This is a genomic window from Pseudohaliea sp. (assembly GCF_040217025.1).
In the GTDB taxonomy this organism is placed as follows: domain Bacteria; phylum Pseudomonadota; class Gammaproteobacteria; order Pseudomonadales; family Halieaceae; genus Pseudohaliea.
The window spans coordinates 1,518,634-1,542,364 of sequence record NZ_JAVJOA010000008.1 but is presented as its reverse complement, the minus strand read 5'-3'; the positions used below and the strand labels follow the sequence as shown (position 1 = coordinate 1,542,364).

General features: G+C 69.7%; 20 protein-coding genes. 9 read left to right on the top strand and 11 right to left on the bottom strand.

Features of this window, described 5'->3' with window-relative positions; all coding sequences use genetic code 11:
* Nucleotides 1-36: 36 nt before the first annotated feature.
* Nucleotides 37-2,118 (bottom strand): methionine--tRNA ligase, encoded by a 2,082-nt coding sequence (gene metG, locus RKE50_RS11060; RefSeq protein ID WP_350036460.1) that lies wholly within the window; start codon nucleotides 2,116-2,118, stop codon nucleotides 37-39.
* Between the two features lie 75 nt (nucleotides 2,119-2,193).
* Here metG and apbC point away from each other — a divergent pair, with 75 nt between their 5' ends.
* Both apbC and dcd read left to right on the top strand, forming a co-directional pair.
* Entirely contained in the window at nucleotides 2,194-3,105 is a 912-nt protein-coding gene (gene apbC / locus RKE50_RS11055; protein WP_502937882.1) for an iron-sulfur cluster carrier protein ApbC, read from the top strand.
* 42 nt (nucleotides 3,106-3,147) lie between these two features.
* Nucleotides 3,148-3,714 (top strand): dCTP deaminase, encoded by a 567-nt coding sequence (gene dcd / locus RKE50_RS11050; protein ID WP_350036459.1) that lies wholly within the window; start codon nucleotides 3,148-3,150, stop codon nucleotides 3,712-3,714.
* A 1-nt stretch (nucleotide 3,715) separates the two neighbouring features.
* Here the strand turns inward: dcd and purN are convergent, their stop codons facing one another.
* Nucleotides 3,716-4,369 (bottom strand): phosphoribosylglycinamide formyltransferase, encoded by a 654-nt coding sequence (purN, locus tag RKE50_RS11045; protein WP_350036458.1) that lies wholly within the window; start codon nucleotides 4,367-4,369, stop codon nucleotides 3,716-3,718.
* The gene (purM, locus tag RKE50_RS11040; protein WP_350036457.1) at nucleotides 4,366-5,403 is read right to left on the bottom strand and encodes a phosphoribosylformylglycinamidine cyclo-ligase; all 1,038 of its coding nucleotides are present in this window, start codon (nucleotides 5,401-5,403) and stop codon (nucleotides 4,366-4,368) included. Before purM ends, purN begins: the two co-directional genes overlap by 4 nt.
* Before the next feature lie 331 nt (nucleotides 5,404-5,734).
* Here purM and RKE50_RS11035 point away from each other — a divergent pair, with 331 nt between their 5' ends.
* Together RKE50_RS11035 and hda are read left to right on the top strand one after the other, a co-directional pair.
* Nucleotides 5,735-6,784: a DUF2066 domain-containing protein gene (locus RKE50_RS11035; protein WP_350036456.1), complete on the top strand. Its 1,050-nt coding sequence runs from the start codon at nucleotides 5,735-5,737 to the stop codon at nucleotides 6,782-6,784.
* A complete protein-coding gene (gene hda, locus RKE50_RS11030; RefSeq protein WP_350036455.1) occupies nucleotides 6,772-7,461 on the top strand; it encodes a DnaA regulatory inactivator Hda in 690 nt (229 codons plus the stop codon). The genes RKE50_RS11035 and hda overlap by 13 nt, the downstream gene beginning before the upstream one ends.
* Before the next feature lies 1 nt (nucleotide 7,462).
* Here the strand turns inward: hda and RKE50_RS11025 are convergent, their stop codons facing one another.
* Nucleotides 7,463-7,945: an Lrp/AsnC family transcriptional regulator gene (locus RKE50_RS11025; RefSeq protein ID WP_350036454.1), complete on the bottom strand. Its 483-nt coding sequence runs from the start codon at nucleotides 7,943-7,945 to the stop codon at nucleotides 7,463-7,465.
* Nucleotides 7,946-8,075: 130 nt separating this feature from the next.
* Between RKE50_RS11025 and RKE50_RS11020 the strand changes: the two genes are divergently transcribed.
* Entirely contained in the window at nucleotides 8,076-11,588 is a 3,513-nt protein-coding gene (locus tag RKE50_RS11020; RefSeq protein ID WP_350036453.1) for an indolepyruvate ferredoxin oxidoreductase family protein, read from the top strand.
* A gap of 97 nt (nucleotides 11,589-11,685) precedes the next feature.
* Nucleotides 11,686-12,747: a Glu/Leu/Phe/Val family dehydrogenase gene (locus RKE50_RS11015; RefSeq protein WP_350036452.1), complete on the top strand. Its 1,062-nt coding sequence runs from the start codon at nucleotides 11,686-11,688 to the stop codon at nucleotides 12,745-12,747.
* Between the two features lie 54 nt (nucleotides 12,748-12,801).
* Here RKE50_RS11015 and RKE50_RS11010 read toward each other — a convergent pair whose 3' ends face one another.
* The 4 genes from RKE50_RS11010 to RKE50_RS10995 form a co-directional block, all read right to left on the bottom strand.
* Nucleotides 12,802-13,383 (bottom strand): DNA-binding response regulator, encoded by a 582-nt coding sequence (locus RKE50_RS11010; protein ID WP_350036451.1) that lies wholly within the window; start codon nucleotides 13,381-13,383, stop codon nucleotides 12,802-12,804.
* A gap of 162 nt (nucleotides 13,384-13,545) precedes the next feature.
* On the bottom strand, nucleotides 13,546-14,454 hold the full coding sequence (locus RKE50_RS11005) for a hydrogen peroxide-inducible genes activator (RefSeq protein WP_350036450.1): 909 nt from the start codon (nucleotides 14,452-14,454) through the stop codon (nucleotides 13,546-13,548).
* A gap of 57 nt (nucleotides 14,455-14,511) precedes the next feature.
* Nucleotides 14,512-15,297 (bottom strand): queuosine precursor transporter, encoded by a 786-nt coding sequence (locus tag RKE50_RS11000; protein ID WP_350036449.1) that lies wholly within the window; start codon nucleotides 15,295-15,297, stop codon nucleotides 14,512-14,514.
* Between the two features lie 3 nt (nucleotides 15,298-15,300).
* Nucleotides 15,301-16,002: an SDR family NAD(P)-dependent oxidoreductase gene (locus RKE50_RS10995; protein ID WP_350036448.1), complete on the bottom strand. Its 702-nt coding sequence runs from the start codon at nucleotides 16,000-16,002 to the stop codon at nucleotides 15,301-15,303.
* 187 nt (nucleotides 16,003-16,189) lie between these two features.
* Between RKE50_RS10995 and RKE50_RS10990 the strand changes: the two genes are divergently transcribed.
* Nucleotides 16,190-16,681 carry a 6-pyruvoyl trahydropterin synthase family protein gene (locus RKE50_RS10990; protein WP_350036447.1) on the top strand — a complete coding sequence of 164 codons (492 nt, stop codon included), beginning with the start codon at nucleotides 16,190-16,192 and terminating at the stop codon, nucleotides 16,679-16,681.
* A gap of 15 nt (nucleotides 16,682-16,696) precedes the next feature.
* On the opposite strand, the gene RKE50_RS10985 is transcribed toward RKE50_RS10990, so the two are convergent.
* Nucleotides 16,697-18,730 (bottom strand): M3 family metallopeptidase, encoded by a 2,034-nt coding sequence (locus RKE50_RS10985; RefSeq protein ID WP_350036446.1) that lies wholly within the window; start codon nucleotides 18,728-18,730, stop codon nucleotides 16,697-16,699.
* A 119-nt stretch (nucleotides 18,731-18,849) separates the two neighbouring features.
* Here RKE50_RS10985 and RKE50_RS10980 point away from each other — a divergent pair, with 119 nt between their 5' ends.
* Nucleotides 18,850-20,907, top strand: a complete 2,058-nt coding sequence (locus RKE50_RS10980) for a S9 family peptidase (RefSeq protein WP_350036445.1) — start codon at nucleotides 18,850-18,852, stop codon at nucleotides 20,905-20,907.
* A 3-nt stretch (nucleotides 20,908-20,910) separates the two neighbouring features.
* Nucleotides 20,911-21,942 (top strand): quinone oxidoreductase family protein, encoded by a 1,032-nt coding sequence (locus RKE50_RS10975; protein WP_350036444.1) that lies wholly within the window; start codon nucleotides 20,911-20,913, stop codon nucleotides 21,940-21,942.
* Nucleotides 21,943-22,059: 117 nt separating this feature from the next.
* On the opposite strand, the gene RKE50_RS10970 is transcribed toward RKE50_RS10975, so the two are convergent.
* Together RKE50_RS10970 and RKE50_RS10965 are read right to left on the bottom strand one after the other, a co-directional pair.
* The gene (locus RKE50_RS10970) at nucleotides 22,060-22,500 is read right to left on the bottom strand and encodes a TlpA family protein disulfide reductase (RefSeq protein ID WP_350036443.1); all 441 of its coding nucleotides are present in this window, start codon (nucleotides 22,498-22,500) and stop codon (nucleotides 22,060-22,062) included.
* Entirely contained in the window at nucleotides 22,497-23,720 is a 1,224-nt protein-coding gene (locus tag RKE50_RS10965) for a YihY family inner membrane protein (protein WP_350036442.1), read from the bottom strand. The genes RKE50_RS10970 and RKE50_RS10965 overlap by 4 nt, the downstream gene beginning before the upstream one ends.
* Nucleotides 23,721-23,731 lie beyond the last annotated feature (11 nt).

The window sequence follows — 23,731 nt, the reverse complement described above, 5'->3', positions numbered from 1 at the left end:
TCCGGGCGCTTAAAAAACCGCGCCCGTGGCAGGGGTTTAGGTCACCCGCTGCCCGGGCACCGCGCCGCTGTCGACGGAGAGCAGGAAGATCTCCTCACCGCCTCGCCCCGCTGCCAGCACCATGCCTTCGGAGGTGCCGAAGCGCATCTTCCTGGGCGCGAGATTGGCGACCACGACGGCCAGGCGCCCCTCGAGGGTGGCCGGGTCGTAGGCCGCGCGGATCCCGGAGAGGACCTCGCGCTGGCCGAGCTCACCGAGGTCCAGGCTCAGGCGCAGCAGCTTGTCGGCGCCTTCCACCCGCTCGGCGCGCCGGATCCGGGCCACGCGCAGGTCGACGCGCATGAAATCGTCGAAGCCGATGGTGTCGGCGAGCGCGTTCGCGTCCGGCACCTGCCCGGCTTTCTCCTCCGCTTTCTTTGCCTTGCCGCCTTTCGCCTGCCTGTCGTCCTGCCCGCTCCCTGCCGCCGCCGGCTCCGCCTCGCGGCCCGCCGCGAGGAGCGCGTCCACGGCCTTCGGGTCCACCCGGGTCATCAGCGGGGTGAAGGCGCGCAGCTGGTGCCCGAGGAGCGGCTGGTCAAGCTCCGGCCAGTCCAGCGAGGCGTTAAGGAAGTTCTCGGCGCGCGCGGCCATGGCCGGAAGCACCGGCTTCAGGTAGACCATGATCACCCGGAACAGGTTGATGCCCACGGAACAGATGGCCTGAACCTCGGCGGCGTTTGCCGGGTCCCGCGCCAGCACCCAGGGCTTGTGCTGATCGATGTACTGGTTGGCCCGGTCGGCGAGGGCCACGACGTCGCGCATGGCCTTGCCGAACTCCCGCTCCTCGTAGCGCCCGGCAATGCTCTCGCCAGCGGCGATGAAGTCATCGAGGAGCGCGGGCTCGGCACAGTCTGCGGCGAGCCAGTTGTCGTGGCCCTTCTTCAGGAAGCCGGCGCAGCGGCTGGCGATGTTCACGACCTTGCCGACCAGGTCCGAGTTCACGCGCTGGACGAAGTCCTCGAAGTTCAGGTCGATGTCGTCCACGCCGCCGCCGAGCTTGGCCGCGAAGTAGTAGCGCAGGTACTCGGCGTCGAGGTGGTCCAGGTAGCGGCGGGCGTTGATAAAGGTGCCGCGGCTCTTCGACATCTTGGTGCCGTTAACGGTGAGGAAGCCATGGGCGAACACGCCGGTGGGCGTGCGCAGGCCGGAGGCATGGAGCATCGCCGGCCAGAACAGGCCGTGGAAGTTGATGATGTCCTTGCCGATGAAGTGGTACAGCTCCGTGTCGTGGCCGGGCCGCCAGAAGCGGTCGAAGGCCACGCCCTCCCGGTCGCAGTAGTCCTGGAAGCTGCCCATGTAGCCGATGGGGGCGTCCAGCCAGACATAGAAATACTTGTCGCTCTCGCCCGGGATGCGGAAGCCGAAGTAGGGTGCATCGCGGCTGATATCCCAGGCCTGCAGGCCCGCATCGGTCCATTCCCGCAGCTTGTTGGCGATGGCCGGCTGGAGCGTACCGGAGCCGATCCACTCCCGGAGCATGCCCTCGAGCTTGTCGAGCGACAGGAAGAAATGCCGGGACTTCTTCTCCACGGGCGTCGCACCGGAGAGCGCGGATACCGGGTCGATGAGCTCGGCGGGGGTGTAGGTGGCGCCGCAGACCTCGCAGTTGTCGCCATACTGGTCCGGCGCGTGGCAGCGCGGGCAGGTGCCCTTGATGAAGCGGTCCGCGAGGAACAGGCCCTTTTCCGGGTCGAAGGCCTGGGTGATCTCGCGTTCGACGATGTGCCCGCCGTCGCGGAGCTTGGCGTAGATGTACTCGCACCAGTGCCGGTTCTCGTCCGAGTGCGTCGTGTAGTAGTTGTCGAAGCTGATCAGGAAATCCTCGGCGTCGCGGCTGTGCTCCTCGTGGATGTGGGCGATCTGCGCTTCCGGGGTGATGCCCTGGCGCTCGGCGCTGAGCATGATGGCCGTGCCGTGGGCATCGTCGGCGCAGACGTAGTGGCACTCGTGGCCCCGGGAGCGCTGGAAGCGCACCCAGATGTCCGTCTGCACCTGTTCCAGGAGGTGGCCGAGGTGCAGCGGCCCGTTGGCGTAGGGCAGGGCACTGGTCACCAGGATGCTGCGCTTCTGGGCACTCATGGACGCGGTCCGGCTCGGAAAAAAGGGGCGCCACTATAGCGGTTTTGCCGGGCCTTTTCACGCTGCCGGCGGCCCGTGCTGCCGCGCGTTGCAGCGCATTGTGTGCGCTTTCGCGAGTCCCTATACTGCGCCTTCTTCAAGCCCACCCCAAAGCACGCGAGTCCTGCCATGCAGTCCATTCGCCACCTCATCGCCGTCGCCTCGGGCAAGGGCGGCGTCGGCAAGTCCACCGTCACCGTTAACCTGGCCCTCGCCCTGGCCGCCGACGGAGCCAGGGTGGGCCTGCTCGACGCCGACATCTACGGACCGAGCCAGCCGACCATGCTCGGCCTCCCCGAGGGCACGCGACCGGACACGGAAGACGGCAAGTGGCTCCTGCCCGTGCCGGCCCAGGGTCTGTCGACCATGTCCATGGGCTATCTCGCGAACGAGCGCACCCCCATGGTCTGGCGCGGGCCGATGGCCGGCGGTGCCCTGGCGCAGATGCTCGAGCAGACGCGCTGGGGCGAGCTGGACTACCTGCTCATTGACATGCCCCCGGGAACCGGCGACATCCAGCTCACGCTGGCACAGAAGGCCAGGCTCACCGGCGCGGTGATCGTGACCACGCCTCAGGACATCGCCCTCCTCGATGCGCGCAAGGGTATCGAGATGTTCCGCAAGGTCGATGTGCCGGTGCTGGGCATCATCGAGAACATGGCGCTGCACTGCTGCAGCCAGTGCGGTCACGTGGAGCATATCTTCGGCGAGGGCGGCGGTGAACGCGTCGCGGCCGAATACGGCGTGCGCCTGCTCGGCAGCCTGCCGCTGGCCGCTTCCGTGCGCGCGGAGACCGACGCCGGCCGCCCGACGGTCGCGTCCGATCCCGCCTCGGCCGCCGGCGAGGCCTTTATCGCTGCCGCCCGCGCCCTGCGCGCCGTGGTCGAGGCGGGCGAGGGCGGCGACGCCGGGGCGGCGGCCCCCACTATCAGCATCACGGACGATTGATCCGCGGCCCGGGCCGGGGCCGCGCAGCAGGGAGAGGCAGTCATGAGCATCAAGTCGGACAGGTGGATTCGGCGCATGGCCGGGGAGCACGGCATGATCGAGCCCTTCGAGGCCGGGCAGGTGCGCGAGCGCGACGGGCGCAAGCTCATCTCCTTCGGCACCTCGAGCTACGGCTACGACGTGCGCTGCTCGGACGAGTTCAAGGTGTTCACCAACATCAATTCGGCCACGGTGGACCCGAAGCACTTCGACGAGAGCAGCTTCGTCAGCGTTCGCGGCGACGAGTGCGTGATCCCGCCGAACTCCTTCGCGCTCGCCAGCACCGTGGAGTACTTCCGCATTCCGCGCAACGTGCTCACGATCTGCCTCGGCAAGTCGACCTACGCCCGCTGCGGCATCATCGTGAACGTCACCCCGCTCGAGCCGGAGTGGGAGGGTCACGTCACCCTGGAGTTTTCCAATACCACGACGCTGCCGGCGAAGATCTACGCCAACGAGGGCGTGGCCCAGATGCTGTTCTTCGAGTCCGACGAGGTCTGCGAGGTCAGCTACAAGGACCGGGGCGGCAAGTACCAGGGCCAGCGCGGGGTCACCCTGCCCCGGGCCTGAGTCAGCGCGCCAGCGCTGCCGCCTCGGCGCCCGAGGGCGGCAGCAGCGCGCCGTCCAGCTCCGCCCGGTCCCCTGCCAGTCGCACCCGCCCGCCGAGGCAGGCCTGCACCGCCAGCGGATAGATGCGGTGCTCTTCCAGCTGTACCCGCGCCGCGAGCGTGCCGGGGTCGTCGCCCTCCCGGATCGGCACCCGCGCCTGCAGGATCGCCGGCCCCGCGTCCAGTGCCTCGATAACGAAATGCACCGTCGCACCCGCTTCGCGGTCGCCGGCGGCGAGGGCGCGCGCGTGCGTATCCAGCCCCGGGTAGAGCGGCAGCAGGGACGGGTGGATGTTCACCAGGCGCCCGCGCCAGGGCGTAATGAAAGTCGGCGTGAGGATGCGCATGAAGCCGGCGAGGACGACGAGGTCCGGCGCGAAAGGCAGCAGGGCCTCGTTCAGGGCGGCGTCGAAGGCGGCGCGGTCCGGGTAGGCCCGGTGGTCCAGGGCCAGCGTCGGCAGCCCCCGCGCCGCGGCCCGGGCCAGCACCGGGGCGGCGGGGCGGTTGCTGACCACCACGCAGAGGCTGCCGTCGATACGGCCGTCCTCACAGGCTTCTGCCAGGGCCTCGGCATTGCTGCCGACGCCGGAGGCGAGAACCGCGATGCGTCCGCTCAAGGCGCCAGGCTGATGCCGTGGCTACCGGCCTCGACGGTGCCGAGGGTCCAGGCGGGGAGCCCGTGCTCCGCGAGACAGGCGAGGGCGTCGTCCGCCGCCCCGGCCGGTACGCAGGCGACCATGCCGACGCCGCAGTTGAAGGTCCGGAACATCTCGTCGCGGTCGATGTGGCCGGCCTCGGCCAGCCAGCGGAACACGGCGGGCCATTCCCAGCTGCCGGTGTCGACGTGCGCGTGGCAGCCTGCCGGCAGAACCCGCGGCAGGTTCTCCGTGAGGCCGCCGCCGGTGATGTGGGCGAGGGCATGGACGGGAGCGCGCCGGCACAGGTCGAGCATGGCCGGGACGTAGATGATGGTCGGTGCCATGAGCGCTTCACCCAGGGGGGTGCCATCCAGGTCCAGGTCGGTGCTCGCGCCGCTGACTTCCAGTACCTTGCGGATCAGCGAGTAGCCGTTCGAGTGGGGGCCGCTGCTGCCGACGGCGATGAGGACATCCCCCGGGCTGACGGCGCTGCCGTCGATGATCGCATCCTTCTCGACGACGCCGACGCAGAAGCCGGCGAGGTCGTAGTCGGACCCTTCGTACATGCCGGGCATTTCCGCGGTCTCGCCGCCGACGAGGGCACAGCCCGCGAGCTCGCAGCCGCGGCCGATGCCGCGTACCACGGCCTCGGCGATGTCCACGTCGAGCCGGCCGGTGGCGTAGTAATCGAGGAAAAACAGGGGCTCGGCGCCGGCGACCACGAGGTCGTTGACGCACATGGCGACCAGGTCGATGCCGATGGTGTCGTGACGGCCGAGATCCATGGCCAGGCGCAGCTTGGTGCCGACGCCGTCGGTGCCGGACACGAGCACCGGCTGGCGGTAGCCGGCGGGCAGCTCGCAGAGCGCCCCGAAGCCGCCGAGGTTGCCCAGCACCTCGGGCCTACGCGTGCGGGCGGCGACGTCGCGGATGCGCTCGACCAGGCGGTTGCCGGCATCGATGTCGACCCCCGCATCGCGGTAGCTGAGCTTGTGTTTTTCGCTGTCAACCATGGGCAGGCCCCTTCTGCAGGCGCGCTAGTTTAGGGCAGGGCCTGCGCGGGCGCCAGCCAGTTGGTCATGGAATCGGGCCGCTTTCTTTAGCATGCCGGAAGCGAAGCCGGAGTACCCCACGGCAACGGCCGCTGCCCCTCGCCCCGCGCCGGCCGCTGCGGAACTCGACCAAAAATCGCTTCGCGATTTTTCGGGACTCGGACAGTCCTCGCGGAAAGCCCCGGCGCGAGGCGAGGAGCAAAGCGCGACCTGAATGTTGCCGAGGGGTACTCCGGCTTCGCTTCCTACCGCCGGTGCTACGGGCGTTGCTCCTTGCTGGTAAACTGCGCCGATGCGCTCACTGCTGGCCATCATCTTTCTCTGCGTCGCCGCCGCCCTTGCGCCGGGGCTGCGCGCGGCTGTCATCGACGATCTCTACCGGGCGGAGGTGGCGGTGGAAGACCGCGGCCGGCGCGCGCTCGCGAGCGCGGCGCGGGAAGGGCTGGCGCAGGTCGTGGTCAAAGTGAGCGGTAGCGAGGAGGCGCTGGCGCTGGCGCCGGTGCAGGCGGCCCTGGAGGATGCGCAGCGCTACCTGCAGCAGTACAGCTACCGGGAGGTGGACGACGGCAGCCTCACTGCCGACCTGCAGTACGACGAGGCGGTGCTCCGCGGCGTGCTCCTCGAGGCGGGGGCGCCCCTGTGGACCGCCAACCGGCCGCCGGTGCTCGTCTGGCTCGTGGCGGAGGGCACCGGTGGCCGTGACTTCGTCGGCCCGGCACACCAGCCGCAGCTGGCGGAGGCCCTGCCGGGGGCTTTCGAGCGCCGCGGCGTGCCCCTGCGCCAGCCGCTCCTGGACCTGCGCGACACGGCGGCCCTGGGCACGGGGCCGGCCTGGCGCCTCGACGCGGCGACGATCGCGGCCGCCTCGGCCCGCTACGGCGTCGAGGATGTGCTCGCCGGGCGGGGCCTGCCGCTGTCCAGCGGCGAGTGGCTGGGCGACTGGGTCTACCTGCACGATGGCCAGCGCCTGGACCGTGCGGTGACCGCCGCGGATCCGGCGGCCTTCGCGGAGGCCGGTGCGGCGCTCGCCGCCGACGCCATCGCGCGACGCTACGCGGTCGCCTCCGCGGGTGAGGTGGCCACGGCGGGCGCCCGCGTGCTGGTCCTCGGCGTCGACAGCTTCGCCGACTACGCCGCGGTCATGGCCTGGCTGGAGGGTCTCGAACTCGTCGACCGGGTCAATCCTGAGGCCGTCGACGGTGACCGGCTCGTGCTGCGCCTGGAGGCCCGGGCGGATCTCGCCCGGCTGGCGCCGGTCATCGAGCTGAACGAGCGGCTGCAGCCGTTGCCGGACGTGCCCGGCGATATTGCAGCGGAGCGGGCCTACCGGTGGCAGCGCTAGCGCCCCGGCAGCTGTTCCTCAACCTCCGGCCGCGGGACGACGCGACGCTGGATAACCTGCTGCCTTTGCCGGGCAACAGCGCGGCGCTTGCGGCGCTGCGCGCGCCCGGCGAGGACCTGGTCTTCCTGCACGGCCCGGCGGACGGCGGCAAGTCGCACCTGCTGCAGGGGCTCTGCCACGCCGCCGAGGGGCCCGCGCTCTACCTGCCCGGGACGGCTATCGCCGCCTACCCGGCGGAGGAAGTACTCGCCGGCACCGAGGAACTGGCGGTCGTCTGCATCGACGAACTCGATGCGCTCGCCGGGCGGGAAGACTGGGAGCAGGCGCTGTTCCACCTCTACAACCGGGCCCGGGAAAGTCGCTGCCGCCTCTGCGTGGCCGCCGCGCGTCCGCCCGGGTCGCTGCCGCTGGCTTTGCCGGACCTGCGCTCGCGCCTTGCTGCCGGCCTCGTTTTCGCCCTGCCGGCGCCGGACGATGCCGCGCGCCGCGCCATCCTGGTCTTCCGCGCGGAGCGCCGGGGCCTGCCCCTGTCAGCGGAGCTCGCGGGCTATATCCTCGCACGGGCGCCGCGGGGCCTGGGCGACCTCCTGGCCGTGCTCGAGCGCCTCGACGAGGCCTCCCTGGCCGCCCGCCGGCCCCTGACCCAGCCCTTTGTTCGCGAGGTGATGGGCTGGTAGCTCAGCCGGCCGACTGGGTCTGAAGCGGCAGCGCCGTCGTGTTCTTGATTTCCGTGACCGCCATGTGCGAATGCATTTCGCGTACCGACGGGCTCGCTGCGAGGGTGTCGCGGACGAAACGCTCGTAGTGGCGGATGTCGCGGGTCACGATTTTCAGCATGTAGTCCCAGATCCCCGTCATCGTGTAGCACTCCACCACTTCCGGGTGGCGCACGATCTCCTGCTCGAAGGCGAGCAGGTTCTGGCGTCCCGTGGAGGTGAGGTTGATCGTGGCGAATACCACCACGTCCATGCCCAGGGCCGTCCGGTCCAGGAGTGCGACCCGCCCGCGGATGAAGCCCTCCTGCTCGAGCTTGTTGATGCGCCGCCAGCAGGGGGACTGGGACAGGTTCACGCGCTCCGCGACCTCGCCGGTGCTCAGGGTCGCATCTGCCTGCAGCAGGGACAGGATCTGAAGGTCGGTCTTTGCCAGCGTTTGGGCCATATCATGCCTCTTGAGTAAATCTGGTGCATAAATTATGCAGCAATAGCGGTAGGAAGAGGATAGGAAAGATAATAATTCCTGGTCAAAGCGCTAGACTAGGGGGACCGGATAACCATAGCGAGGCCGAACGGTGGGCTCCGATCAGTCAGGCGCTTTTGCGCAGGTTTCTCTCGACGACAAGTACGCCCTGGATGCAACCCGGGCCTACATGACCGGCATCGAGGCGCTCGTGCGCCTGCCGATGCTGCAGCACCAGCGCGACCAGCAGCGCGGCCTCAACACGGCCGGCTTCATTTCCGGCTACCGCGGCTCTCCGCTTGGCGGTGTCGACCAGGCCATCTGGAAGGCGCAGCGCTGGCTGGACCAGCACAGCATCGTGTTCAAGCCCGGGGTCAACGAGGAACTCGCCGCGACCGCCGTCTGGGGCAGCCAGCAGACCAATCTCTTCGAGGGGGCGCGCTACGACGGCGTGTTCTCGCTGTGGTACGGCAAGGGGCCCGGCGTCGATCGCAGCATGGACGTGATCAAGCACGCCAACGCCTTCGGTACCTCCCGCTACGGCGGCGTGCTCGCCGTGGCCGGCGACGACCACGCCTGCAAGTCCTCCACGCTGCCGCACCAGTCCGAGCACAACTTCATCGCCGCCTCGGTGCCGGTACTCAGCCCGGCCAACGTGCAGGAGGTGCTGGACCTCGGCGTCTACGGCTGGGAGCTGTCCCGCTACACCGGCTGCTGGGTGGCGCTCAAGGCCATCACCGAGAACATGGACTCGGCGATCTCCGCGGACATCGACCCGTCGCGGGTGAACATCGTCATCCCGGAGGATTTTGAGCTGCCGCCGGACGGCGTGCACGCGCGCTGGCCGGACAAGCCGCTGGAGCAGGAGCGGCGCCTCAACAAGTACAAGATCTATGCCGCCCGCGAGTTCGCGCGGGTGAACGGTCTGAACCGCGTCGTGGTCGACAGCCCACGGCCCCGCTTCGGCATCATCACCTCCGGCAAGGCCTACCTCGACGTGATGCAGGCCCTGGAGGACATGGGCATCGACGACGCCGTCGCCGCGGAGATCGGCCTGCGGGTGTACAAGGTGGGGATGCCCTGGCCGCTCGAGCCGCGCGCCACCCACGATTTCGCGGAGGGGCTCGAGGAGATCCTCGTGGTCGAGGAGAAGCGCTCGATCATCGAGGACCAGCTCACTGGCCAGCTCTACAACTACCCCGTGGGCTCGCGGCCGAAGGTGGTCGGCGAGTTCGACGAGGACGGCCGCGACCTGCTGCCGAACCTGGGCGAGCTGACCCCGGCGACGGTGGCCCTGGCCATCCACAGCCGCATCCGCCGCTTCTACCAGTCCGAGACCATGGACCGGCGCATCCGCTGGATCGACGAGAAGGAGGCCTCCCTGGCGCGGCTGGAGACCAGGGTCGAGCGCGTGCCGCATTTCTGCTCGGGCTGCCCGCACAACACGTCGACCCGCGTGCCCGAGGGTAGCCACGCGCTCGGTGGCATCGGCTGCCACTACATGGCCACCTGGATGCCGGACCGGCACACGGAGACCTTCACGCAGATGGGCGGCGAGGGCGCGACCTGGATCGGCCAGGCACCCTTTACCGATACTCCGCACGTGTTCCAGAACCTCGGCGACGGGACCTACTTCCACTCCGGCTCCCTGGCCATCCGCGCAGCCGTCGCCGCGGGTGTGAACATCACCTACAAGATCCTCTACAACGACGCCGTGGCCATGACCGGCGGGCAGCCCATCGACGGCTCCCTCACGGTGCCGGAGATCCTGCGCCAGGTGGCCGGCGAGGGCGTGAAGCGCATCGCCCTGGTGAGCGACGACCCCGGCGCCTGGCGCGGCCGCCTGCCGCGCATCGACGGCCTCACGGTGACCCACCGCGACGACTACGACGCGCTGCAGCGCGAGCTGCGCGAGTTCCCCGGCGTCTCGGTGATTCTCTACGTGCAGACCTGCGCCGCCGAAAAGCGCCGCCGGCGCAAGAAAGGCCGGCTCGCCGACCCGCCCAAGCGTCTTTACATCAACGACGCGGTCTGTGAAGGCTGCGGCGACTGCAGCATCCAGTCCAACTGCCTGTCCGTGGTGCCGAAGGAGACGCCCCTCGGGCGCAAGCGGCAGATCGACCAGAGCAGCTGCAACAAGGACTACAGCTGCGCGAAAGGCTTCTGCCCGAGCTTCGTCACGGTGCTCGACGGCGACCTGCGCAAGCCGAAGGCCGGGGAGCAGAGTCAGCAGGTTTTCGACCCGCTGCCGGAACCCCCGCTGCGCGAACTCGACCAGCCCTGGAACATCGTCGTCGCGGGCGTAGGCGGCACCGGCGTGCTCACGATCACGGCACTCGTTGCCATGGCCGCGCATATCGAGGGCAAGGGCTGCGCGACCATGAACCAGACGGGTCTCGCGCAGAAGTTCGGCGCGGTGGTCAGCCACGTGCGCGTGGCGCCGACGCAGGACACGATCAAGGCGGTGCGGATCCCCGCCGGCGAGGCGGATCTGCTCGTGGGCTGCGATCTCGTCGTGGCCACTACCTACGAGGCCATGGGCAAGGCGGCGGTGGGCCGCAGCCACGCGGTCATCAATGACGCGGAGGTGCCGACGGCCGCCTTCATCCTCGACCCGGATGCACCGTTTCCGACCGAGACCCTGAAGGCGAAGATCCGCCGCGAAGTCGGCGGCGACGCCTGCAACTTCCTGGACAGCACCGAGATCGCTACGCGGCTCCTGGGCGACGCCATCGCCAGCAATCTCTTCCTGCTCGGCTACGCCTGGCAGCAGGGGCTGGTGCCCGTGTCGGCGGCGGCGCTGGAGCGCGCTATCGAGCTCAACGGCGTCGCCGTGGACTTCAACCGGCAGGCTTTCCTCTGGGGCCGGCGCTATGCGCACCAGCCGGAGAAAGTGCTGGCCGCCGCCGGCCTGGCCGCCGAGATGGAGGCCGGGGACGGCGACGAGAGCGACGACAGCGTCGACGCCCTGATCGCGGACCGGGTCGAACGGCTGACGGCCTACCAGGACGAGCGCTACGCCCGGCGCTACGCGGACCGCCTGGCGGCCGTGCGCGCTGCGGACCCCCGCCCCGAGGCCGCGGATTCGGTAACCCGCGCCGCGGCCCGGTCGCTGTACAAGCTGATGGCCTACAAGGACGAGTACGAGGTTGCCCGGCTCTATGCCGACCCGGCGTTCCTCGCCGGGCTCCACGAGCAGTTCGAGGGCAAGCTCCGCCTGCGTTTCAACCTCGCGCCGCCGCTGCTGGCGCGGCGGGACCCGGTGACCGGGCACCTGCGCAAGCGCGAGTTCGGGCCGTGGGTCCTGCCGGCCTTCCGGCTGCTCGCGAAGCTCCGCTCGCTGCGCGGGACGCCGCTCGACCTGTTCGGCTACACGGCGGAACGGCGCCAGGAGCGGGCCGATATCGCCGACTACCTGGCCCTGCTGGACGAAGTGCTGCCGAAGCTGGCCGAGGACAACTACCCGCTGGTCGCGGAGCTGGCGGCGCTGCCGCTGCAGCTGCGCGGTTTCGGACACGTGAAGGACAGGAACCGGGCCCAGCTCGCCCCGCGGCGCGAGCGGCTGCTCGCCCAGCTTCGCGGCGACGGCACGGCGGACCCGGTCACCATCGTCGAGGCCGCCTGAGCCCGGCGCCGGCAGGCAGCGTCAAGCTGAGCAGGTTCAACGTGAGCAGAGCCAGTCTGAAAAAGCCACCCCAGGGCAAATAAGCAAGAGGATCACCATGAACGTCTTTTCCGCCCCCGCCTTTGATGACCATGAACAGGTCTGCTTCGCCCGCGACCCGGACTCGGGCCTCAAGGCGATCATCGCCATCCATGATACGACCCTCGGCCCGGCCGTCGGCGGTTGCCGCATGTTCCCCTACGCCAGCGAGGATGCGGCGCTGGAGGATGTGCTGCGCCTGTCCCGGGGCATGACTTTCAAGTCCGCCCTGGCGGGGCTGCCGCTGGGCGGTGGCAAGTCCGTGATCATCGGCGACCCGCGTCGGGACAAGTCCCGCGAGCTGTTCCTGGCCATGGGCCGCTTCGTCGACTCCCTCGGCGGGCGCTATGTGGCGGCGGAAGACTCGGGTATCGCGGTGGCGGACGTGCGCACCATGGGTGAGAGCACGGCGCACGTGAGCGGTATCGGCGAAACCGAGCACGGCGGTGATCCGTCGCCGAGCACGGCCCTGGGCGTGTTCCTGGCGCTGCGCGCCGCTGTGCGCCACCGCCTCGGCGCCGAGGACCTGGCGGGGCTGCGCGTGGCCGTGCAAGGGCTCGGCCATGTCGGCTTCCACCTCGCCCGCCGCCTGGTCGATGCCGGTGCCCGGGTCTTCGGCGCCGACGTCAACGACGACAACGTCGCCCGTGCCGTGCGCGAGCTCGGTGTTACCGAGGTCCCGGCGGAGGAGATTCTCGCCCTCGAGGTGGACGTGGTCAGCCCCTGCGCCCTCGGTGCGGTACTCAACAGCGAGAGCATCCCGAACCTGCGGGCGGGTATCGTCGCCGGTGCCGCGAACAATCAGCTGGCCTCCCATGACGACGGTGCGCGCCTCATGGACCGGGGCATCCTCTATTGCCCGGACTTTCTCATCAACGCCGGCGGCATTATCGATGTCTATCACCAGCGCCTCGGCTCCGACGCGGCGACGACCCGCGCCCACGTTGCCCGCATCGAGGCCACCCTGGGCGAGGTGCTGACCCGCGCCGACGCCTGCCACCGGCAGACGCAGGACATCGCTGAAGACCTGGCCCGCGAGCTGCTGGGCCGCGGCGTCCACGCGCGAGCACGCGCCGCCTGAATTCCGCCGGGCGATTCGCGTCGCCGGGGGCGACCTGGCCCACACCCTGGGGGGCTAACACCCGGCACCCGCCTTCTTCCAGGCCTGGAGCTTGCGGTAGATCGTTGACGGGGCGACCTCGAGCAGACCTGCGGCGCGGTTGACGTTGCCGTCACAGGCGGCAATTGCCGCCTGGATGGCGCGCTTTTCCACCAGCCACAGCGGCTCCACCAGGTCGCGGGTGGCCGCCTGCTGTCGGGACAGGCGGGCGTTGTCTCGGCGGAGCAGCTGCCGGGCGGCGGTGTTGTCGAGAGTGAGGAGGAGGCGGGCCGCGTCGACGGGTCGGGTGATGAAGTCCACCGCACCCCGCCGAACCGCCTCGACGGCCATGTCGGCGCTGGCGGGCTCGCTGATCACCACGATGTCCGGTGCACTCTCCCGCGCCAGCAGTTCGTCCACGAAATCGAGGCCGCTGCCATCGGGCAACTGCATGTCCAGGAGGACGATATCCACCGGGCTATTCCCGAGGGCCTGGCGCGCTGCAACGATGCTGGTCACCGCCGTGACCCTATGGGGCGAGCTCTCCAGCCGGCCGCGGCAGCCAGCCGTCGTCGGCTGGCCGGCTTCGACCAGCAGAACCCTCGATGCGATGTTCATCAGGCAGTGCCTCCGCCCCTACCGTGCCTGGAGGGCGCGAAGCCCCGTTGTCGAGACATGCATTTTGCAACAACGCGGCGAGGCCGCCTAGCGGCAGGCCTGCGAAGACGACGTCTTTCGGCGGCGTCTGTGAGCCGGTTCTCGGTTTGTCCCCGGTGCCCTTCAGCGGCCGCCGGCGAGCAATGCGGCGATGTCGCGCTCAAGGAAGCTCCGCAGGGGGTGGCTGGGGCGGGTGACGAGGGCGATCCCGCGGTGCGGTGGAGCCTGCAGCGGCACCTCGCGCAGGGAAGTGCCGTCGAGAACCCCGCGCGCGACGGCCATGGCCGGCAGCAGGGCGAGGCCACAGCCGGCTTCCGCCAGCTGTACCAGCGTATCGATATTGGTCGCCTCGAAGCGGCGGCTGGCCTGGGCCCCGACGCCGCAGGCGGCCAGCGTGTGCTCCCGCAGGCAGTGCCCGGGCTCCAGCAGGATGACCTGGCTGGTGTCGATCGCCGACAGCCGCAGCGGTGCCTTGAGCCGGGCGACCGGGTGTCCCGGGGCTGCGAGCAGCCGCAGCGGGTCGTCGAAGAGGTGCGTCACTTCCAGGGTGCCGGTATCCATGGGCAGGGCGAGCACCGCGGCGTCGAGTTCCCCCCCGGAGACCTCCGCCAGCAGGTTCTCGGTCTGGCGCTCGTGGAGGAAGAGCTCCAGCGTCGGGAAGTGCTCCGCAATACCCGCCAGGAAGTCGTGGAGGAGGTACGGTGCGATGGTCGGGATGATTCCCAGGCGCAGGCTGCCGGTGCCCGGCTCGGCCTGCGCGCGGGCGTAGGCCAGGAGGTCTTCGCTGGCACTGAGGATCTGCTCCGCCCGGGTGCACACCGCCTCGCCGACGGCAGTCATGGACACGTGCTGCCGGCTCCGCTCCACCAGCTTCAGGCCGAGGTTGCGCTCGAGCTCGGCGAGTCCGCCGGAGAGGGAGGACTGGGTCACGAAGCACTGCTCCGCGGCGCGGGTGAAGTTGAGGGTGTCGCGCACGGCAAGCAGGTAGGCGAGTTGTTTCAGAGACAGGGAGGCGCTGCGTCGATCGGTCACTGCGGTGGGAGGTCCGTTGCCATGGGAGCGACAGTTTAGCGCAGTTGCTGCGGCGGCTCAGTCCGCCGCCGGCGACAGGGATGCACCGCCGGGCACGGCAGTCTGCCCCGGTTCCAGGCACAGGTAGCGGCGCAGCAGGTGCACGGCGAGGTAGAAGGGCCCGGTATCGAGAAGGGCAACGGTCGCCTTGAAGGCATAGTTGCTGCCGATCAGCACCAGCAGGGCGGGCAGGGCGATTTCGCCGCGCAGGAAGGCGGCGCCGAAGGTCACCGTCACCACCATGAGGGAATCCACCATCTGGCTCATGAGCGTGCTGAAGTTGTTGCGCACCCAGAGGTAGCGGCCGCGGGTTACCCGCTTCCAGAAGTGGAACAGCTGCACATCGCAGTACTGGGCGGCGATGTAGGCGAGCATGGACGCGAAGACCGCCCCGGAGGTGGTGGCGTAGATCAGCTGGTAGAGGCCGATGCTCGACTCCACCACCTCCCCGTTCGGCAGCGCCAGCGGCGCGGCGAGCTGCAGGACCTGCCAGGGCGGCATGGCCGCATGCGGTACCGAGGGCATGCTGTTGCCGAGAAACAGCACGAAGAGAATGAGGAAATTGAGACCCAGGCCGACGCTCACCAGGAAATTGGCCCGCGCCTTGCCATAGAGCTCGCAGACCAGGTCCGTGCACAGGAAGGTCAGCGGGTAGGGCAGGACGCCCACGGCCAGGGCGAGGGGGCCGAGCTGGATGAAGCGGGTGATGCCGATGACATTGAGCAGCGTCATGGCACAGAGGAAAGTCCCCGCAAGAACCAGGAAAACCCGTTCCCGGCGCTCCTGGAGCGTGTGCTCGGTCACGCCTCAGCTCTCCCGCTGGCCCAGGTTGCCATGCAGGACCGCGCCGTTGATGACCGGGTTGTGGTGCACCCAGTCGATGAGCTCGGCGATCTCCGCCGGGTCCACCAGCCGGTTGTAGCTGTTCATGGCGCCGATGGTCTCGATTACCGCCTGGTCGTTGCCGAGGTGCGTGCGCAGCATTTCCGTGTCGGTGAAGCCGGGGCAGACCAGCGCGGTGTGCACCCCGCGGCCCATGAGATCCTGGCAGGTTGCGCGCATGAGGCCGAGCTGGGCGTGCTTTGAGACCACGTAGCTGAAGGCGCCGGCCACGGCTTTCTCGGACAGCGTCGAGCCGACGTAGATAACGCTCGAGCCGGCGGGCAGGGCGGGAAGCAGGCCCTGGTTGAGCGCATTCACCGCCAGCACGTTGGTCTCGAGGACGGCGCGCAGGTCCGCGTCCGGGCAGTCCAGGGCGGAGTCCTTGCGCATCTGGCTCGCGTTGTGCACGAGGGCGACGCTGTCGGCCCCGGCAACAGCGGGAGCCAGGGTCTCGAGGGCGCCGGCGAGGCTGGCCGGGTCCGACAGGTCGCAGGCCAGGTTATGCACGCCGTCCAGCGGGCAGGCGCGCCGCGACAGGTTGTAGACCGTGAAGCCGCGGCCCAGGAAGCGGGCCGCGCTGGCGCGACCGATGCCGACGCTGGCGCCGGTGATGATGGCGATGGGCATGGGTTCCCCCGGGGCTGATGCTGTTGGCGGCGCTGTGTCGACCGCCGCTTGTCCAGCATTATACCGGGCGCAGGCGTCACTGGATTGGCCGACCCCTTATACTGCGCACGGGCGGGTGCATTGCCCGCGTCCGCCGGCCATGCCATCCTCCTGCACCCAGTCCGAACCCGCCGACCGAGGACCGCCGATGAGCGACCGCGAGCGTCTGACAACGCTTTACATCGACAAGGAGAGCCACAAGTTCTCCGCCGCGCACTACACGATCTTTGCCGCCGGCGAGCGGGAGCGGCTGCACGGCCACAACTACGCGGTCTCTGCGAAGATCGTTGCGCCCATGGGCAACAACGGTTTCGCGGCGGACTACAACGTCTACAAGGATCGCATCAAGGCGCTCTGCGACGAACTCGATGAGTACCTCGTCCTCCCCGCCGACTCTCCCTACCAGCGCATCGAGGAGGACGGCGACGAGTACCGGGTAATTTTCGGCGAGGAGCAGATGCGCTTCCTGCGCAGCGACACGCTGGTGCTGCCGATCGTCAACGCCACCGTCGAGGAGCTCTCCCGCTACCTGCTGGAGCGCCTGCTGCACGCCTCCCGCGGTGACGACCTGCGGGAGCTGCGGGTCTGCGTCGCCTCCGGCCCGGGGCAGAAGGGCTGCGCCACCTGGCGCGCCGGCTGAATCCCGGGCAGGGCCTCAGGCCGCGATGCCGCTCTGCCGGAGCAGCGGCTCGATAGCCGGTTCGCGGCCCCTGAAGGCCCGGAAGGTCTCCATCGCGTCGCGGGAACCGCCCATCTCGAGGACCTCGCGCAGGAAGGCCCGGCCCGTTTCGGCGTTGAAGATGCCCTCCTCCTCGAAGCGCGAGAAGGCATCCGCCGACAGTACCTCGGCCCACTTGTAGCTGTAGTAGCCCGCCGCGTAACCGCCGGCGAAGATGTGCGCGAAGCCGTGCTGGAAGCGGTTCCAGTCCGGCGGCTGCACCACGGCGACGTCCTTTCGTACCGCATCGAGCACGGCCTGCACCGGGGTCGCGGCGGCGTCCTGCCAGGACAGGTGCAGGCGGAAGTCGAACAGCGCGAACTCGAGCTGACGCACGGTCTGCATCGCCGCCTGGAAGCGCCGGGCCGCGAGCAGGCGCTCGACCAGGACCGGCGGGATGGGGTCGCCGCTGTCCACGTGCGCGCCGAGGCGGGCGAGGAAGTCGGCCTCCCAGCACCAGTTCTCGAGGAACTGGCTCGGCAGTTCCACCGCATCCCATTCGACGCCGTTGATGCCCGAGACGGCGGCGACGGTCTGCCGCGTCAGCAGGTGGTGCAGGCCGTGACCGAATTCGTGGAACAGCGTGGTCAGCTCGTCGTGGGTGAGCAGGCTGGGGCGCCCGTCCGCCGGTGGCGAGAAGTTGCAGACGAGCCAGGCCACGGGCCGCTGCAGGCCATGGGCTCCCTCCCGGCGCACCCGGCAGTCGCCCATCCAGGCCCCGCCCCGCTTGCCGCTGCGGGCGTAGAGGTCGAGGTAGCAGTGCGCCAGCAGCTCGCCGTCGCGGTGGATGGCGTAGAGGGCGAGGTCCGCGGAGTAACTGTCGAAACGCTCGCAGGGACTGAATTCGATACCGAAGAGTTCGCCGCAGAGGTCGAACAGCGTAGCGAGGACCCGCGGCAGCGGCAGGTAGGGGCGCAGGTCTTCCTGCGAGATGGCGTAGCGGGCCTGGCGCAGCTGCTCGCTGTAGTAGGGCACGTCCCACGCCTCCAGCTGCTCTCGGCCGTCCCGCTCCCGGGCGAACGCGCACAGGGCGTCCCACTCGCCCTGAGCAACCGGGCGCGCCCGGGCGGCGAGGTCTTCGAGGAAGGTGACGACGCTCGCCGTGTCCGGCGCCATCTTGGTCGCCAGCGACAGTTCTGCGTAATTGGCGAAACCGAGCAGGGCGGCCAGCTCCCGCCGGCAGTCGAGAATCTCGTGCATGACCTCGCTGTTGTCCCACTTGTCGGCCTGCGGCCCCCGGTCCGATGCCCGGGTCTGCCAGGCCGTGTAGATCGCCTGGCGCAGCTCCCGGTCTTCACCGTGGGCCATGACCGCGAGATAGCTGGGCCCGTCCAGGGCGAGGCGGTAACCGCGTTCGCCGGCCGCCTCGGCGTTTCGCCGGGCGGCGGCCCGCGTGCTCTCGGGGAGTCCCGCAAGGCGCTCTTCGCCCACGGAGAGCGACCAGGCGTCGGTGGCATCGAGGAGATTGTCACTGAAGCTTGCGCTGAGCGTCGCCAGGCGCTGGCTGAGCTCGGCGAAGCGTGTCCGGCCCGCCGGCTCCAGGGCCACGCCGGCGAGGACGAAATCGCGCAGCGCGTTGTCGAGGGCGCGCCGTCGGCCGGGCACTGCATCCACTGCCGGGTCCTCTTGCGCCACCGCCTGGTACGCCTCGTAGAGCGCGCGATGCTGGCCCAGCCAGGTGCGATAGGCGGAAAGCTTCGGCAGGCAGGCATTGTAGGCCTGCCGCAGCGGCCCGGCGTTGCTGACGCTGTTCAGGTGGCCGATCGGCGCCCAGAAACGCTCCAGCTCGTCCTCCAGTTCCTCGATAGGGGCGCACAGGCGTTCCCAGGTTGCCGGGCCCGGCTCCGCGAGGAGCGCGTCGATGGCGGCGCGGTTGTCCGCCAGCAGCCGGTCGAGGTCGGCCTCGATGCTCGCGGGGTCGATCGCGCTGTAGCGGGGCAGTTCGGTGTCCGCCGGCAGGGGGTGATTCATCGGGGTTATACTCCGCGCTCGGGCCGGCCCGGTGCTGGTGTCCTGGCTGGGGACAGCAGCCTGCCGGCGAATGAATTGGACTGCATCGAAAGTCACCTTCCTGGACAATGGGGATCATTATGCCTGTTGCAACCCGTGCTTTTCGCACAGCGCTCGCTCTTTTCGCCGCCGCCCTGCTCCTGCCAGCGGGCGCCGCGGCTGCCGGCAAACCCTTTGCCCCCGCCGACGTCTTCGGCCTCGCCTATGCAAGCGATCCGATCGTCGGACCGGCCGGGGAACGCATCTACTACCTGCGCCACACCATGGACGCCCTCAAGGACCGGCGCCGCGCCAACCTCTGGACGATCGGTGCAGACGGCAGCGGCCACCGGCCCCTCACCACGGGGCCGCGCAGCCTGTCGAGCCCGGCGCTGTCGCCCGACGGCCGGCGCGTGGCCTACGTGGACGCGGACGATGTGGGCCAGCAGGTCTTCGTGCAGTGGGTCGACGGCGGCGAGCGGGCCCAGCTGACCCGCGTGGCGCACACGCCGCGGCGCCTGGCCTGGTCGCCGGACGGCCGCTGGCTGGCCTTCACCATGCTCGTTCCCTACGAGCCGACGGTGATGGGCGAGTTGCCGCAGAAGCCCGAGGGTGCCGAGTGGGCGCCGCCCCCGGTGGTAGTGGAGCGTTCCGTGTTCCGCAACGATGGCAGCGGCCCGCGGCCCTACGGTTTCCAGCACGTGTTCGTGGTCCCCGCCGAGGGCGGCAGCCCGCGCCAGCTCACCAGCGGTGACTACGACCACGACGGCGGCCTCGCCTGGACCGCGGACAGCGAGGCGCTGATCGTGTCCGCCAACCGTGGTGAGGACTGGGAGACGAACCCGGCCAACACGGACCTGTTCCGCGTGCCCCTGGACGGCGGCGCCATGACGCGCCTGACGGACCGGCAGGGGCCGGACAGCGGCCCCGTGGTCTCGCCGGACGGTGAGACCGTCGCCTGGACCGGCTGGGACGACCGGGGACTCGGCTACCATCGCAGCCGGCTCTACGTCATGGACCTCGACGGCGGCGGCAAGCGCGAGCTGCTGGCAGAGCTGGACCGCGACATCGAAGACCCGCAGTGGTCCGCCGACGGCAAGCGCCTCTTCTTCCGCTACGACGACCGCGGCAACACGGTGCTGGCGGCGACAGACCTGGGCGGCGAGCTGGAGCAGCTGGCCGCGAGACTGGCCGGTACCACGCTCGGCCGGCCCTACGCGGGCTCGGACTTCGCCGTGGGCGGCGGGGACCGGTTCGCCTATACCGCCGGCGATACCTCCCGACCCGCGGATATCGCCGTCGGCCGCCGCGGCGGTGACGACACCCGGAAGCTCACGGCGCTGAACGAGAACCTGCTGGCCCACCGCGACCTGGCCCGGGTGGAGGAGCGCTGGGTCAGCTCCAGCGCCGACGGCCGGGCTATCCAGGCCTGGGTGGCCCTGCCGCCCGGCTTCGATCCGTCGAAGCAATACCCGATGATCCTCGAGATCCACGGCGGGCCCTTCACCAACTACGGGTTCCGCTTCAGCGCCGAGGTGCAGCTGTACGCCGCGCAGGGCTACGTGGTGGTCTACGTCAACCCGCGCGGCAGCACGAGCTACGGCGAGGCGTTCGGCAACCTGATGCACCACGCCTATCCGGGGCAGGATTACGACGACCTCATGTCGGCCGTGGACGCGGTCATCGACGAGGGCTACGTCGACCCGGAGCAGCTCTACGTCACCGGTGGCAGCGGCGGCGGTGTACTCACCGCGTGGATCGTCGGCAAGACCGACCGCTTCCGCGCGGCGGGGGTGGCAAAGCCGGTGATCAACTGGGCGAGCTTCGTGCTCACTGCCGACATGGCGCCTTACTTTGCCCGCTACTGGTTCCCGGCGATGCCCTGGGAGGATCCGGAGGGCTACTGGGCGCGGTCGCCGCTTTCCCTGGTGGGCAACGTGACCACGCCGACCATGCTGCTCACCGGCGAGGCCGACCTGCGCACACCGATCTCGGAGAGCGAGCAGTACTACCAGGCCCTGAAGCTGCGCGGCGTGGACACGGCGCTCGTGCGCATGCCCGGTGCCTACCACAGCATTGCCAAGCGGCCGAGCCAGCTGGCGGCCAAGGCGGCGGCGGTGCTGGCCTGGTTCGAGCGCTACGGCGCCGGGGAGTCCTGAACGATGGCGACGGCGATGAACGTGCGCGCGGTGCGCGTGGCGGCGCCGGGAGGGCCGGAGGCCATGGGGCTCGAGACCCTTGAGCTGCCGGCACCCGGGCCGGGCATGGTGCGGGTGGAGAACCGCGCCATCGGGGTCAATTACATCGACACCTACCACCGCAGCGGCCTGTACCCGCTGCCCCTGCCCACGGGGATCGGCCTGGAAGCTGCCGGCGTGGTCGAGGCGGTCGGCGAGGGCGTCGACCTGCCGGTGGGTACCCGGGTCGGTTACTGCGCTGCAGGCATCGGCGCCTACGCCGAGGCCATCAACCTGCCGGCGTCGCGGCTGGTACCGCTGCCCGACGCGGTGGACTTCGAGACCGCCGCCGCGGTGCTGCTCAAGGGCTGTACGGTGGAATACCTGCTACAGCGCACCTGGCCCCTGGCCGCCGGCGAGACCTGCCTGTTCCACGCGGCGGCGGGCGGCGTCGGCCAGCTCTTCGGGCAGTGGGCCGCGAGCCTCGGTGCCACGGTCATCGGCACCGTCGGTACCGCGGAAAAGGCGGCGCTGGCCCGGGACTGCGGCTACCACCACGTGATCAACTACCGCGAGGAAGACGTGGTGGAGCGGGTCCGGGAACTTACCGGCGGTGCCGGCCTGCCTGTAGTCTACGACGGTGTCGGCCGGGACACGTTCTTCGCCTCCCTTGACTGCCTGCGGCCCCGCGGGTTGATGGTCAGCTTCGGCAACGCCTCGGGCTCGCCGCCGCCCCTGGACCTGCAGGAACTGGCCCAGCGCGGGTCCCTGTTCATCACCCGGCCCACGCTGCTCAGCTATGTCGCCGACGATGCCGAGATGCAGGCCTCCGCGGCGGCCGTGCTCGACCGCGTCGCCGACGGGCGCCTGGTGGTGGCGGTGGACCAGCGCTACGCCCTGGCGGACGTCCGCCAGGCTCACGAGGAGCTGGAGGCCCGGCGCACCACCGGTTCCAGCGTGCTGCTGCCGGGAAAAATTTTCGCCGCCGCGGAACCTTCTGCGGAAGGGGGGGTCTGAGATCGTGGAAGGGCGCTGCGCTAGGCGCCCGTCCCACATGGACGGACGACGTTCAGGTCATGTAAACCCCTCTGGAGCGAGACTCCTCTCTGGCCGGCCGCAAGGCCGGCTTTTTTTTCAGCCCCCGCTTTCTTCCATGGCCTCGCGCAGGGTCTCGGCCGTCTGCGGGCCGACCAGGGTCGCCACCCGGCGGCCGTCCGGGTCGATGACCACGGTCGTGGGCAGGACCTGCGGGCGGTCGATACCGAGTTCGGCGGCAGGGTCCGACGGCAGCTGGGCGAAGGCGATGTCGAGGGCGTCGATCTGCGCGGCGAGGTCATCGCCGGTGACGCCGTCGTAGTTCACGCCGAGGACCGTGATGCCGTCCTCGCCGTCCAGCTTGTTCAGCTCCGGCACCTCGTGGATGCAGGGTTTGCACCACTCCGCCCAGTAGTTGACCAGCACCCAGTCGCCGAGGTGTTCCCCAATGGGATCGAGGGGCCCGCGCGGCTCGCTGCAGCCGGCGATGGCGAGGCCGAAGGGGAGTATGAGGCAGGCAAGGCGTGCACGAAGGGTCATCGGTCGAAGAGCTCCGCAAGGTTGATGGACAGGGCTTCCCGGTTCGCGTTCTCCTGGGCCGCGAGCAGCGCCAGCGCCCGCTGTTCCCAGCCGACGGCGGCGTGGCAGCCCTCGTAGTCGGTCGCCAGGGCGTCGCCGCGGGTCCAGTGCAGCACCTGCCAGAGGGTAATGTCATGGAGGTCGCGGGACAGCAGGTAGTGGCCGCGGTCGTTCTGGGAAATGACCCGCTCGGCCAGGAACGTGTCGCGCAGCCTGCCCCAGCTCTCGCTGTCGACACCGCAGCTCCGGTCCGTGAGCAGGTCGATCTCGCGCAGCGCCTCGCCGCGCCGCTGCCGGTCCCAGAGCAGGTAGAGGGCCTCGAGGGCCTTGAGGGCCAGCGGCCGTGCCGCCTGCTCGGAGGTCTGGTAGGCCGAGAGGCTGTGCACGACGATGGCGGCGATCAGCACGATGTTCCAGGAGATGAAGATCCAGAGCAGGAACAGCGGCACGGCAGCGAAGGCGCCGTAGATGAACGTGATGCTCGAGCCGGCCACCAGGGTCGTGAACAGCGAGCGGGCAACGTTGAAGGCGATGGCGGCGAGCGCACCGCCGATCAGCGCGTGCTTGATCGGGACCCGGCAGTTGGGCACGGCGGCGTAGATGAGCGTGAAGCCGATGACGCTGAGCAGGAACGGCGCGATGCGCAGGAACGCGGCGCCGGCGCCGATGATGTCGAGGTGCCCCAGGCGGCTCGCGAAGGACGCCAGGTAGGTGCTGGCGGCCAGCCCGAGGCCGATGGTCACGGGCGTCAGGCTGAGCACTGCCCAGTAGAGCAGGAAGCTGGACACGGGGCTGCGGTTTTCCGGGGTGCGCCAGATGCGATTGAAGCTGCGCTCGATGTTGCGCAGCATGAGGATCGCCGTGGCGACCAGGAAGGCGATCCCGAAGCCCGTGAGGTTCTTGGCCTGGCGCGAGAAATCCTCGAGGTACTGCTCCATGTCCGAGGACGTTTCGGGCATGAGGTGCTCGAAAAGCAGGTCCTGGATATTGGCTTCCACGCCCTGGAAGGCGGGCACCGCGGAGGCCATGGTGTAGAGCACCGTGAGCAGCGGCACCATGGCAAAGAGGCTCATATAGGTGAGGGCGGCGGCCGTGTCCCGGCAGCGGTCGCTGTTGAAGCGCTCGTAAAGGTACTGCAGCCGGCGCAGCCAGGGGTCGAATTGAGCAGGGATTTCCGGCATGGCGGGCAGTA

What these genes read in the sequence shown, in the direction of transcription:
- RKE50_RS10970 (WP_350036443.1), bottom strand. Translation starts at nt 22,500, where the DNA reads ATGACCCTTCGTGCACGCCTTGCCTGCCTCATACTCCCCTTCGGCCTC.
- RKE50_RS10965 (WP_350036442.1), bottom strand. Translation starts at nt 23,720, where the DNA reads ATGCCGGAAATCCCTGCTCAATTCGACCCCTGGCTGCGCCGGCTGCAG.
- RKE50_RS11015 (WP_350036452.1), top strand. Translation starts at nt 11,686, where the DNA reads ATGAACGTCTTTTCCGCCCCCGCCTTTGATGACCATGAACAGGTCTGC.
- RKE50_RS10985 (WP_350036446.1), bottom strand. Translation starts at nt 18,730, where the DNA reads ATGAATCACCCCCTGCCGGCGGACACCGAACTGCCCCGCTACAGCGCG.
- RKE50_RS11025 (WP_350036454.1), bottom strand. Translation starts at nt 7,945, where the DNA reads ATGGCCCAAACGCTGGCAAAGACCGACCTTCAGATCCTGTCCCTGCTG.
- RKE50_RS10990 (WP_350036447.1), top strand. Translation starts at nt 16,190, where the DNA reads ATGAGCGACCGCGAGCGTCTGACAACGCTTTACATCGACAAGGAGAGC.
- RKE50_RS11035 (WP_350036456.1), top strand. Translation starts at nt 5,735, where the DNA reads ATGCGCTCACTGCTGGCCATCATCTTTCTCTGCGTCGCCGCCGCCCTT.
- purM (WP_350036457.1), bottom strand. Translation starts at nt 5,403, where the DNA reads ATGGTTGACAGCGAAAAACACAAGCTCAGCTACCGCGATGCGGGGGTC.
- metG (WP_350036460.1), bottom strand. Translation starts at nt 2,118, where the DNA reads ATGAGTGCCCAGAAGCGCAGCATCCTGGTGACCAGTGCCCTGCCCTAC.
- RKE50_RS11010 (WP_350036451.1), bottom strand. Translation starts at nt 13,383, where the DNA reads ATGAACATCGCATCGAGGGTTCTGCTGGTCGAAGCCGGCCAGCCGACG.
- dcd (WP_350036459.1), top strand. Translation starts at nt 3,148, where the DNA reads ATGAGCATCAAGTCGGACAGGTGGATTCGGCGCATGGCCGGGGAGCAC.
- RKE50_RS10995 (WP_350036448.1), bottom strand. Translation starts at nt 16,002, where the DNA reads ATGCCCATCGCCATCATCACCGGCGCCAGCGTCGGCATCGGTCGCGCC.
- RKE50_RS10975 (WP_350036444.1), top strand. Translation starts at nt 20,911, where the DNA reads ATGGCGACGGCGATGAACGTGCGCGCGGTGCGCGTGGCGGCGCCGGGA.
- RKE50_RS10980 (WP_350036445.1), top strand. Translation starts at nt 18,850, where the DNA reads ATGCCTGTTGCAACCCGTGCTTTTCGCACAGCGCTCGCTCTTTTCGCC.